The 11,647-nt window shown below is 62.0% G+C and carries 10 protein-coding genes; 7 read left to right on the forward strand and 3 right to left on the reverse strand.

The window, feature by feature from the left end; genetic code table 11:
* The first annotated feature begins 2 nt into the window (after positions 1-2).
* On the forward strand, positions 3-632 hold the full coding sequence (eda, locus tag E4656_RS10815; protein ID WP_135483237.1) for a bifunctional 4-hydroxy-2-oxoglutarate aldolase/2-dehydro-3-deoxy-phosphogluconate aldolase: 630 nt from the start codon (positions 3-5) through the stop codon (positions 630-632).
* 11 nt (positions 633-643) lie between these two features.
* On the opposite strand, the gene E4656_RS10820 is transcribed toward eda, so the two are convergent.
* Positions 644-2,263: a SulP family inorganic anion transporter gene (locus tag E4656_RS10820; RefSeq protein WP_135483238.1), complete on the reverse strand. Its 1,620-nt coding sequence runs from the start codon at positions 2,261-2,263 to the stop codon at positions 644-646.
* A 239-nt stretch (positions 2,264-2,502) separates the two neighbouring features.
* Here E4656_RS10820 and E4656_RS10825 point away from each other — a divergent pair, with 239 nt between their 5' ends.
* Entirely contained in the window at positions 2,503-3,108 is a 606-nt protein-coding gene (locus E4656_RS10825) for a hypothetical protein (protein ID WP_135483239.1), read from the forward strand.
* A 38-nt stretch (positions 3,109-3,146) separates the two neighbouring features.
* Here the strand turns inward: E4656_RS10825 and manA are convergent, their stop codons facing one another.
* A complete protein-coding gene (gene manA, locus E4656_RS10830) occupies positions 3,147-4,334 on the reverse strand; it encodes a mannose-6-phosphate isomerase, class I (RefSeq protein ID WP_135483240.1) in 1,188 nt (395 codons plus the stop codon).
* A gap of 132 nt (positions 4,335-4,466) precedes the next feature.
* On the opposite strand from manA, the gene E4656_RS10835 reads away from it, so the two are divergent.
* The 3 genes from E4656_RS10835 to E4656_RS10845 all read left to right on the forward strand — a co-directional run bounded on the left by E4656_RS10835 (position 4,467) and on the right by E4656_RS10845 (position 8,467).
* On the forward strand, positions 4,467-6,905 hold the full coding sequence (locus E4656_RS10835) for a beta-mannosidase (protein WP_167856024.1): 2,439 nt from the start codon (positions 4,467-4,469) through the stop codon (positions 6,903-6,905).
* Positions 6,906-6,988: 83 nt separating this feature from the next.
* Positions 6,989-8,020: an L-glyceraldehyde 3-phosphate reductase gene (mgrA, locus tag E4656_RS10840; protein ID WP_135483242.1), complete on the forward strand. Its 1,032-nt coding sequence runs from the start codon at positions 6,989-6,991 to the stop codon at positions 8,018-8,020.
* 15 nt (positions 8,021-8,035) lie between these two features.
* Positions 8,036-8,467 carry a PaaI family thioesterase gene (locus E4656_RS10845; RefSeq protein WP_135483243.1) on the forward strand — a complete coding sequence of 144 codons (432 nt, stop codon included), beginning with the start codon at positions 8,036-8,038 and terminating at the stop codon, positions 8,465-8,467.
* Positions 8,468-8,523: 56 nt separating this feature from the next.
* Here the strand turns inward: E4656_RS10845 and E4656_RS10850 are convergent, their stop codons facing one another.
* Complete coding sequence (locus E4656_RS10850) at positions 8,524-9,537, reverse strand: LacI family DNA-binding transcriptional regulator (RefSeq protein WP_135483244.1); 1,014 nt, start codon at positions 9,535-9,537, stop codon at positions 8,524-8,526.
* 161 nt (positions 9,538-9,698) lie between these two features.
* On the opposite strand from E4656_RS10850, the gene E4656_RS10855 reads away from it, so the two are divergent.
* Both E4656_RS10855 and E4656_RS10860 read left to right on the forward strand, forming a co-directional pair.
* Positions 9,699-10,805: a carbohydrate ABC transporter permease gene (locus E4656_RS10855; protein ID WP_205849170.1), complete on the forward strand. Its 1,107-nt coding sequence runs from the start codon at positions 9,699-9,701 to the stop codon at positions 10,803-10,805.
* Entirely contained in the window at positions 10,802-11,647 is an 846-nt protein-coding gene (locus E4656_RS10860; RefSeq protein ID WP_135483245.1) for a carbohydrate ABC transporter permease, read from the forward strand. The genes E4656_RS10855 and E4656_RS10860 overlap by 4 nt, the downstream gene beginning before the upstream one ends.

Consider the following 11,647-nt stretch of genomic DNA (forward strand, 5'->3'; position numbering starts at 1 on the left):
CCATGTCACTAGAAATTGCCCCTTTTCTGAAGCAGGCCCACCCGGTCATTCCCGTGCTGGCGGTCGAACATGTCGAGGATGCGGTGCCTCTGGCCGAGGCGCTGCAGGCCGGCGGTATCGAGGTGGTGGAAGTCACGTTGCGCACCGAACAGGCGCTCGCGGTCATCAAGGCCATGAAGCAGGTCAAGGGCATGGTGGTCGGGGCCGGTACCGTGGTGCGGGCCAGCCAGTTCCGTGACCTGGAAGACGTGAAAGCCGATTTCGTGGTCAGCCCGGGGGCCACGCCTCAGTTGCTGGAAACCGGCCGGGTGTCGAGAATGCCCTTTTTGCCCGCCGTGGCCACGGTATCGGAAGTATTGAAAGGCATGGAAGTGGGCTATGACTGCTTCAAGTTCTTTCCCGCTTCCGTACTGGGCGGGCCGGCAGCCCTCAAGGCCCTGCGCGGCCCGCTGCCGGACATCACCTTCTGCCCCACCGGCGGTATCTCGCTGGCCAATTGCGGCGACTATCTGAGCCTGCCCAATGTGGCCTGCGTCGGCGGTTCCTGGATTGTGCCCGGCGACGCACTGAAAACCAGGGACTGGAGCCGCATCGAACAACTGGCGCGCGAAGCGTCATCCCTGCGCGGCTAGCGTTTTCGGGTTCAGGAACGAATCACCTGTCGCTGCAGCGTCCAGTCCGCAAAGGGCAGCTGCACGCCGCAGCGGCGGCACAGCTCGACAAAGGCGTTGTCGACGCCGCCGATTTCCACTTCCAGGCCCGCCGCCTGACAGTGGTCCACTATCTCCTGCAGCGCAAACACCGCACTGATGCGCAGTTGATGCGCGTGCGTAAGGTCGATCATCAGATGCCTGCACCCTGCCGGCAGCGCCTGCTGAACCTGGCCCGACAGGGTCTTGGCAGCCGCAAAGTACAGGCTGCCACTGACCTGCAGATAGAGCCTGCCGTCGTGCAGGCTCGGGTCGGGTTCGCCGGTGGCGGGCAGGTCAAACAGAAGGTCATCCCGGTCGCGCCCGAACCAGCGCAGGTGGGCCTGACTGGTTTGCCACAGGAACAGCCCCACACTGAGCCCGACCCCGACCAGAATGGCATGGTGGAACGGGATGATCAGGGTGCTGGCGAGGGTCATGCCGAACAATAACCGCGTCTGTCGGTTGCCGATCCAGAGGCGACGAATGCCGGGTTGGTCCAGCATGGTCCAGGCGGTGGCGATCAGCAGGCCGGCGATCACGCCCAGGGGAATCTGTGCGATCCAGTCGCCGCCGAACAGCAATACCGGCAGCAGCACCACTGCGGCCAGAAAGGGCGCCAGTCGGGAATGGGCATTGCCCAGCTTGAGCAGTGCCGAGCGGGTCAGGCTGGCCGAGGCCGGGAAGGCGCTGGCCAGTGCCGCCACCATGTTGGCGATGCCCTGCGCCCGCAGCTCCGGGGTCAGGTAGTGCATTTCCCGGTTGGTGCGCAGGGTGACGATCAATTCCAGGGAGCCGATCAACGCAATGGCCAGGGCCGGGACCAGCAGCGACCCCCACAATTGCGGGTCCAGAGCGGGCCAGGCCCCAGTGGGCCAGCCGTTGGTGATCAGCGCCGACTCGCCGAGCAGAACCAGCCCGGCCTTGAACGGTTCCGGCAACAACACCGTGACCAGAGTGGTCAGCAACAGCATGATCAGGGCAACGGGGGAACGGGGCCAGAGGCGTCGGCCGAGCAGTACCCCGACCAGCGCGGTAACACCCAGCCCTACCCCGAGATAGTCGACGGCGGCCCAGTCGAGCCGGCCCAGCGCCATGGCCTGAGCCCAGGCCGTGCGCACACCCTGCTGTGGCTGCCCGAGCAGGTCATCGATCTGCATCCAGGCAATCAGGCAGGCAGCGCCGGTGGCAAAGCCGAGCATTACGGCCTCGGGAATGAAATTGAAGATGCGCTCCGCGCGCGCGATCACGATGACCAGCCGCCAGGCACCGGCGAGCAGGGTCAGAATGGCCATGGCCGGCAGCAACTGGTCCGGATGACCGGCATAGGGCGTCAACGAGGCCAGCACGATCAGGCCCGTGGTGTTGGTCGGCCCCACCGTCACCCGATGGCTGCGGCCCAGCAGCGCCGCCAGACCGCCGGCCACAATGGCCGTCGACAGCCCATACATGGGCGGCACGCCGGCCAGCATCGCATAGGCCAGACACTGCGGAATACCAATCAGCGCCACCAGCAGGCCGGCACTGACATCCTGCCCGAGACTGGACCAGTTGGGACGATGCGGAACGGTCATCAAAGGCTCGGTATCCTGATCGGGCCCCGGCGTTTATCCTGCAGAGGCAGTGCGGGTTCACAGGCGCCGGTGCAATAGGCTGCAGGCCTGCTCGTCACCGGAATGGTATCACAGACGGCTCTTGTTGCTGCGGGTGGCTTGGCTTCTGACGGTGATGCGAATGTTATTCGCACGCACATTTCAGCAGCCAGGTCGCTATACTGAGCCCATCCGACCTCTGCGCAGGAAAATGGAGACCTATGCATTACTTGCGAATACTGGCGCTGATCATTCCGGGCATGCTGGCAACTGCCGCCTTGGCCGAAACAAGAGCCGAGTACATCATCAATGCCGGCCTGACCTCATTCGATGCGGATGACCATGAGTTCGATGAGATCGATGGGGCCTTTGTGTCAGCCGGAGTTGTGGTGCCCGACCAGTTTCTGTCGGTACTGGATGTCCCAGTGTCATTGTCCCTGGGGCGCCTGAGGCTGACTGACAACGGTAGCACGAACGATGTGACTGTCTGGCGGCTGCGCGGCGGCCTGGGCTACGGCAATGTCATGACCGACGAGTTGTCGGCCTACGGGCGACTGGAGATGGAGGCTGTGAATGTTCGTGCGGACAGCAGTAGTGATTTTGTTTCTGCATACCCGTTGGCCAGTGCCGGTTTTCATGGTGTGCTGGCAGAGTCACCCTGGCGCCTGGGTGTGATCGTCAGCGGTCGTGAAGATGATCAGGGCCGTACTCCCGTAATGGGGCATCTGAGCCTCTATACCGGCCAGTATGACATGGGCGACTGGGGCATCGTGATTGAGGGCTCGGATGAGAGGATTGATGTTGCGTTGAGCCTGCGCTGGAACTGACCGAACGGATCTCGGGTGTCAGTAGGCATGCTTCCGATTCAGTTCCCGGCGAGCCGGGTGGTCACCCGCGCCAGGCGGCCTTCACCGCTGACCGTGACGGTACCGAGTGTGGCCGGCAGCAGCATGATCTGACCTCTGTGCAGAGTCTCGTCGGCAATCCGGCTGTGGCCGGAGATTTGCAGCAGCAATTCGGCCGAGCCGGAGTCACCCAGAGTCATGGTGGTTTCGGGTGTCAGGTCCAGCAGGGCGAGCTGGAAATCATCGAACGGGATCTGATAGGTGGTGATGCCGGCCTCGGTGGTGCCGTTCTGCGGCTGCACGCTGTCGGGCGTCAGGTTGGTGATGCGCAGCAGTTCCGGCACATCCATGTGCTTGCGGGTCAGGCCGCCGCGCAACACATTGTCGGAACTGGCCATCACCTCCAGCCCGGTGCCCTGCAGATAGGCATGCGGCACACCGGCGGCCAGTACGATGGCCTGGCCGGGCTCGAGGTGAAAACGGTTCAACAGCAGCGGAAACAGCACGCCGACATCATCGCCATAGTGGTCATGCAGGCGCTGTACCCACTGATAATCCTCACTCTCGGGCAGTGCTGCCAATATTGGGGTCAGCAGGGCGCTGCACTGCTCCGGCGAAAGAGTCAGCAGGGTTTCGTAGAGTTCGCCCAGCGCTGACAGGCCGTGCTGGCGCAGGCGTGCCGCCCAGCCCTGCACGGCCGGGGAGTCCAGTTTGTCCAGCAGTGCGGCCACGACGGCAGGCTGGCGAAACCCGGCCATGGCATCGAACTCGGTCAGAGCCATCAGCAGCTCGGGCTTGTGGTTGTCATCCCGGTAGTTGCGCTGCGGTGCGTCCACCGGAATACCGGCTGCGTTCTCGGTCGCATAGCCCGCCTCAGCCTGGGCCTTGCTGGGGTGGACCTGCACCGACAGCGCCTGACCGGCACTCAGCACCTTGAACAGATACGGCAGCCGGTCGTGCAGTGCTTCATGGTGCGGGCCCAGTATGGCTTCCGGGTGCCGTGTCACCAGCGCGCGCAGGTCCGTGCAGTCGTCCATGGCAGTGGCCAGCCGGGACGGTAGGCTGGGGTGATCACCCATCCACAGCTCTGCCACCGGCGCGTCACCAGTGGGCGGTGCCAGTTCGAGCAGGCGGGTAATGGTGTCTCTGGTGCCCCAGTCGTAACGCTGGAACTCGGGAGTCAGGCGGATCGGTGAGCTGATGGTCATGGCGTCGTACTATAGCGCCAAGAGGGTATGGTTTCATCTGCTGAACAACGGCCATTGCGGGTTGTGGGGGCAGAAAATGGTGCGCCGACCCTATATGCTGGACAGTACCAGACTATCCGGGAGACTGATTCTGTGCAAGAAATTGACGCCATGAAGCTGGACCACGCCTGGACCGTCCGCGACAGCGCGGCGGGCGGCCCGACCCTGTCAGGGCAGATACCTCTCGACGTGCACCAGTTGTTGCTGCAGGCGGAGCAGATTCCGGACCCCTTTTACCGGGACAACGAGGCGGCCGTGCAGTGGGTGCACGAGCGCACCTGGATCGCCGAGACCGAGTTCGAGGTGGCGGCTGAACAACTGGCCGCACTGGCCACGCTGCGCCTGGAGTTTGTGGATACGCATGCCACGGTGGCGCTCAATGGGGTGGATCTGGGCACGGTGGCCAATAGCTTTCGGCGTTTCGAGTTCGAGGTGAGCCAGGTGCTCAGGGTCGGCACCAACCGGCTGACCCTCACCCTGCACAACAATGCGGCGCTGGGCGCCGAGCGGGCGGCCCGGCAGCCCTTTCCCATGCCGTGGGCCGACATGAACAACGACATCCCGCACATGAACCTGGTGCGCAAAGCCCAGTGTGATGCTGGCTGGGACTGGGGCATCTGCCTGCTGTCCACCGGGGTCTACAAGGCGCCCGAATTGATCATTCATCGTGATCGCACCCTGTCGACGGTGCGGGTCTTTCAGCACCATCGCACGGCCCGGGTGGATCTGGATGTGGTGGTGGACACTGCCGGCCCCGCCACCACCGAGCAGACGGTAGAACTGGCTCTGGGTGAGGGTGTCACCGCCACCGTGACGCTGGCGCCGGGCCAGCATCAGGGCACGGCACGGCTGACGGTGCGGGAGCCCGAACTCTGGTGGCCGGCTGGCTATGGCGAGCAACCGTTGTATCGGCTGACCGCCGAGCTGGACGGCCAGCACTGGCAGCGCGCTATCGGCCTGCGCTCGCTGCACTGGGATCTGAGTCCGGATGACGCCGGCAACCGGATGTGTCTGGTGGTCAACGGGGTCGAGATCTTCGCCAAGGGCGCCAACTGGATTCCGGCCGATGCCTTCCCGGCCCGCCACACGCCGGAGCGGTATGAACAACTGCTGACCAGTGCCGTCGAGGCCAACATGAACATGATCCGCGTCTGGGGCGGCGGCTTCTACGAGCATGACGGCTTCTATGACTTGTGCGAACGCCTGGGCCTGCTGGTCTGGCAGGACCTGATGTTTGCCTGTGCGCTCTATCCGAGCACGCCGGAGTTTCTGCAAGACGTGGGGCCGGAAATCGACTGGCAGGTGTCGCGCCTGCAGGCCTGGGGCTGCATTGCGCTCTGGTGCGGCGACAACGAGGTGATCGGCGCCATCAACTGGTTCGAGGAATCACGCCGCCAGCGCGAGAAGTATCTGGTCAACTATGACCGACTGAACCGGGTGCTGGAGCAGGGCGTGGCACAGGCTGATCCCAGCCGCCTGTTCTGGCCCAGTTCACCGTGCAATGGCAGCATGGACTATGGCGATGCCTGGCATGATGACAGCAAGGGCGACATGCATTTCTGGGATGTCTGGCACGAGGGGCATTCCTTCAGCGCCTATACCGAAATCAAGCCGCGCTTCTGTTCCGAATTTGGCTATCAGTCGTTCCCGTCGCTGCGTCTGGTGCGGCAGTTCACCGAAGCAGAAGATCGCAATGTCACCAGCCCGGTGATGGAAGCCCACCAGAAGAATGACGGCGGCAATGCCCGCATTGTCGAGATGTTCACGCGTTATTTCCGCTTCCCCGTCGGCTTTGACCAGTTCCTGTACCTGAGTCAGGTGCAGCAGGCCATTGCCATGAAAACCGCCATCGAATACTGGCGCTCGCTGCGGCCGCACTGCATGGGCACGCTGTACTGGCAGCTCAACGACAACTGGCCGGTGGCGTCCTGGAGCAGCCTGGATTACGAAGGCGGCTGGAAGCAGCTGCACTACCATGCGCGCCGCTTCTATCAGCCGGTGCAGCTGTTCTGGCTGCAGGACAAAGACGGCGCCGGTCTGCAACTGGTGGCGGTGAATGATCTGGCCGAAGCGGCAACCCTCGAGGGCGCCTGGCGGCGCCATGCTCTGGATGGCACTCTGCGCGAAGAAAGCCTGCTCAAGGAAACACTGGCTCCGGGCGAGAGTCGCACTCTGGCCCGGGTTGCCAGTACCGAGGCCGCCGCCGAGTTCGTCACGGCTTCAGCCAGCGCCACCATGACCACCAGCGGCCGGCAATTCGAGTGCGAGAACACCGGCTATTTCGATCTCTGGAAGGCGCTGCACCTGCCCGCACCGGAGATCTCCGCTGCAACCGGGCACTCCCAAGACGGCCCCTGGGTGGAACTGCGCTGTGAACGGCCGGCGCATTTTGTCACCCTGGAGGCCGATGCCCCGGGCCGCTGGAGCGACAACAGCCTGACCCTGCTGCCGGGTGAGCCCCGGCGACTGTATTGGCAGGGCGGGACCTTGCCTGTTTATCGCATCAACCATCTGCAGGCCAGCTATCAATGAGATGCCACTGAGATCGCCTGGCAATTCGGGCCTGTATGGGCTAAAACAACGGCTCGCAGACTTTTCTTTCAACAGGAGTTCTGATGACTTATCTGCCCGATGCAAAACGCTACGACACCATGAGCTATCAGCGCTGCGGGCGCAGTGGTCTGAAGCTGCCGGCGATCTCGCTGGGTCTGTGGCACAACTTCGGCGAGAATGCGCCGCAGGACAATGCTCGGGCCATCTGTCGGCGCGCCTTTGATCTGGGCATTACCCATTTCGATCTGGCCAACAATTACGGGCCGCCACCCGGTTCGTCGGAAGAGAACTTCGGCCACATGCTGAAAACCGATTTTCGCGGCTATCGCGATGAAATGGTGATTTCCACCAAGGCCGGTTATGGCATGTGGCCCGGGCCCTATGGTGAGTGGGGCAGCCGCAAGTATCTGCTGTCGAGCCTGGATCAGAGTCTGTCGCGCCTGGGGCTCGACTATGTCGACATCTTCTACTCGCACCGGGTCGACCCGGAAACGCCGCTGGAAGAAACCATGATGGCGCTCGACAGCGCCGTGCGGCAGGGCAAGGCGCTGTATGTCGGTATTTCCTCCTACGGGCCGAAGAAGACCCGTGAAGCAGCGAGGATTCTGCGTGAGCTGGGCACGCCCTGTCTGATTCATCAGCCCAGCTATTCCATGCTCAACCGCTGGGTGGAAAACGACGGTCTGCTGCCGGTGCTGGAAGAAGAGGGCATTGGCTGCATCCCGTTCTCGCCGCTGGCGCAGGGCATGCTGACCGACAAGTACCTAAACGGTCGGCCGGAAGCGGGCCGTGCCGGTGCCGACAGCACGCTGCCGAAAGAATTCCTGAGTGATGAGAACCTGGCCAAGATCAAAGCGCTCAACGAAATCGCGCAGGCGCGAGGCCAGACCCTGGCGCAGATGGCCATCGCCTGGGTATTGCGCGACCCCAGGGTCACCACGGCCTTGATTGGTGCCAGCAGTGTGCGTCAGTTGGAGAACAGCGTCGCCGCGCTGGATAACCGGGACTTCTCGGCAGCGGAGCTGAAACAGATCGATCAGTATGCCACTGAGAGCGGGATCAATCTCTGGGCTCAATCCAGCAATTGCGGATAACCGAGGTGGGCGCACATGGATAAACAGGCTTTGCAGGCGCATTTCGAGCAGGTTCTGGCTGACGCCGAACCCGAGTTTGGCAAGTTCTTTCTGGCCCGTTTTTACGGGCTGGACATCGAGTATGTGGGTGAGCGGTGTCGGGTCACATTGCCCATCCGCGAGCATACGCTGAACCCGGTGGGCAAGCTGCACGGCGGCGTGCTGGCCACGGCGCTGGATGTCTCCATGGGCCACCTGATTCACCATGTCACCGGTCAGGGTGGCAGTACGGTGGAAATGAAAATCCAGTACCTGCGCCCGGCCGACAGCGGCCGGATTGTCTGCGAGGCCTGTTTTCTCAAGCAGGGGCGCAGCCTGGCGTTCATGGAATCACGCGCCACCAATGAAGACGGCAAGCTGATTGCTGTGGCGACCGCGACCTGGGCCATGCCGAAGCCACAGGGATAAATGGCGGTCTCTTCACCCTGATTGGCGCACACGAAGCGGTGTCGGGCCAACAGACACTAGATCGATTCCCGCAACACCAGCGGGCATTCGAGCTTGTAGACCCGTTTGGTGTCTGCAGACTCGGGAGACAGCAGGTAGTCCACCGCCCACTGGCCCATCTCACGGTGTGGCAGCAGGACGGTCGACAGCGCCGGGTTCAGGTGCTGGGCTATTTCTTGATCGTCGTAGCCCATAACGGCGATGTCGTCCGGAATACGCAGGCCACGCTCCTTCAGCGCCTCGTAGCAGCCTACTGCCGTCAGGTCGTTGGCGCAGAAGATAGCATCAAAGATCAGCCCATCATTGAGCAGTGTCAGCGTCTGTTTGTAACCGCCACTGGGCAGAAAGTTGCCTTCACGGATCAAAGCCTCGTCAATCGGGACCCCGTGCGTGGTCAGTGCATTGCGGTAACCTGTCAGCCTGTCCTTGGCCGCCTCCATCCACATCTCACCATCGATAAAGGCAATTCTGCGATAGCCCTTGTTCAGCAGTGCCTCGGTGGCCGCAAAACCGCCCAGTACCTCACCGGGCACCACGGCAGTGTACGGCATTTTCTCGGCATGGCAGTTGACCAGTACGTTGCGCATTTGTGCGAGTTGCTCTGGCGGAGTGACGGCGCGGGTGAGTATGGAGCAGTAGATGACCCCAACTACCCCTTGCAGACGCCACTTTTCGAGGATGGCTTTTTCGTACTCGGCATCTTCTCCGGTCATGGCCACTTCCAGCAGGTGTCCGTGGCGCCAGGCGGCCTCCTGGGCGCCTTCTATGGTGATGGCAGAGAAGGGGCTGGTGGCAATTTCATCCACCAGAAACCCGATGATCGGATGCGATACCGACCGCGCCATTCCCTGCGGGCGGCGCTTGTAGTTCAGCTTTTCGACGGCTTCCAGCACGCGCTGTCGAGTGTCGGCCCCGATCGACACATCCGTTACTTCATTGAGCACGAACGACACCGTGGACTGGGAAACGCCGGCATGCCGGGCCACGTCCTTCATGGTGACGCGCGTCTTGTTGCCTGAATCGGAGCTCATAAGCGGAAAACCTGGTCCTTGGCCTGCCTCTGCAGGCGGCTTTGTTAAAAAGTGTACCCGGCGTTTGACAGTGATACAATTTTAGTTAATATTACTAATAATATTAGTTCGGGTATTGAGTGGCTGCCCGAACAACACAACAACAAGAGACAGGCCTCAGCATGTTTGAACAATTCAAAACCGACCTCCGCTGGGCGGGCGTCCGTCAGAACCTGGTAGCCTGGGTTTTCCTGCTGCCGTTCGTGTTCGTCTATGTCGCATTTCTGATTTATCCCTTCTGTCGGGGTGTGTGGATCAGTCTGCATGACTGGAACCTGCTGGCGGTCACGTTCAACCCGGATGCCAAGACCTTCATTGGCCTGGACAATTACCTGCGTCTGTTCTGGGGTACCGAGATGACCTGGCGTGCCTGGGCGCGTCCGGTGCTGCAGGGTCTTTGTGTGCTGGCGGCGTTGTTCTGTGTCTGGCGCTACCGAACCGGTGAGTTGCGCTGGTCGACGCTGTGGCAGTGTCTGATGGCGCTGTTGCTGCTGATGTTCTTCTTCGGCTGGGCGCCCGGCGAGGGCGGACGCTGGTTCGACCGTCGCTTCTGGCCCACGGTCGGCAATACGGTGTTCTTTGTTGCCATGGTGGTGCCGGCCATTACCCTCATATCGCTTTTGCTGGCCACCGCGCTGAATCGCGAGACCCGCGGGGCGGCCTTTCTGCGCACGCTGTTCTTCCTGTCGCAGGTGCTGTCGGTAACCGTGGTTACCCTGATCTGGCAAATGATGTTCTCCGCGCGTCAGGGCCTGCTGGCCAATGTGGTGCGCGAGTTTGGTGGTGTACCGCTTTCCTGGTTGGCAGAACCCGGGTTTGCCATGGCAGCCATTGTGATCGCTACCGTGTGGTGGTCCATTGGTATTGCCATGGTCCTTTTTCTGGCCGGCCTGCAGGACATCCCACAGGAAATGCAGGAAGCCGCCAAACTCGACCGGGCCAACTCGGTGCAGGCTTTCTGGTACATCATTCTGCCCAATCTCAAGCGCACCATCACACTGGTGGTGATACTGCAGATCATCCTGCACTTTCAGGTCTTCGGGCAGGCGCACCTGATGACGCAGGGCGGGCCCAACGATCAGACCCAGGTGCTGGTGCGCTATATCTATCAGACCGCATTCCGCGACAGTGATCTGGGAATCGCTTCGGCAATGGCCGTATTCCTCTTCGTCATCATGTCGGTGTTCTCTGCCGTCCAGTTCATGGTCAGCCGGGAGGACGAACAATGAAAACCATGGAGAACCGGCGTCTCGCGCTGCTCTATACCATGCTCGCACTGCCTGCCTTCATCTGGCTGGTGCCCACCCTGTGGATGGTGTCCCTGTCGCTGCAGCCCAATGCACTGCTCGCACGCACCACCTCCAATACCTTCTGGGGGCTGATTCCTTACCCATTGACGCTGGACAACTATTTGAACCTGCTGGCGCACGGACAGGTGCACGTCTGGTTCTTCAACAGCCTGGTGGTTGCACTGGGCATGACCATTGGCGTGCTGGTGCTGTCCACAACGGCCGGCTATGCCTTCGCGCGGCTCAATTTTGTCGGCAAGAAGACGTTGCTGGTACTGGTGTTGCTTGGCCTGATGATTCCCGAACAGGCGGTCTTTATTCCCCTGTATACGCTGTTCTCGGAGCTGGGCTGGCACAACTCGCATCATGGGCTGATCATTCCGCGCCTGGCAGTGCCGATCGGTGTCTTCATCATGATCCAGTTTTTCCGCGGTGTGACCAGAGACGTCGAGGAGGCGGCCCGCATCGACGGGGCCAACACCTTCCAGATCTTCTGGCACGTCATGCTGCCATTGGCCCGCCCGGCCATGATGACGGTGGCCATCCTGACCTTCCTCTATGCCTGGAACGACTATCTGTGGCCGTTGGTGTCGGCACAGCGTACCGAGCACTTCACCATCACGCTGGGCCTGGCGAGCCTGCAGAGCAACTTCGCCCAGTCCGAGGGGCTGGGCAGTGTGATGGCCTCAGGGGTGATTGCCAGCCTGCCGGTGGTGGCCCTGTTCCTGATCTTCCAGCGCTATGTCGTGCGCGCGGTCGCCGTGGGCGGCAGCAAGGGCTGA

The sequence above is a fragment of the Natronospirillum operosum genome (genome assembly GCF_004768465.1).
Classification (GTDB): domain Bacteria; phylum Pseudomonadota; class Gammaproteobacteria; order Pseudomonadales; family Natronospirillaceae; genus Natronospirillum; species Natronospirillum operosum.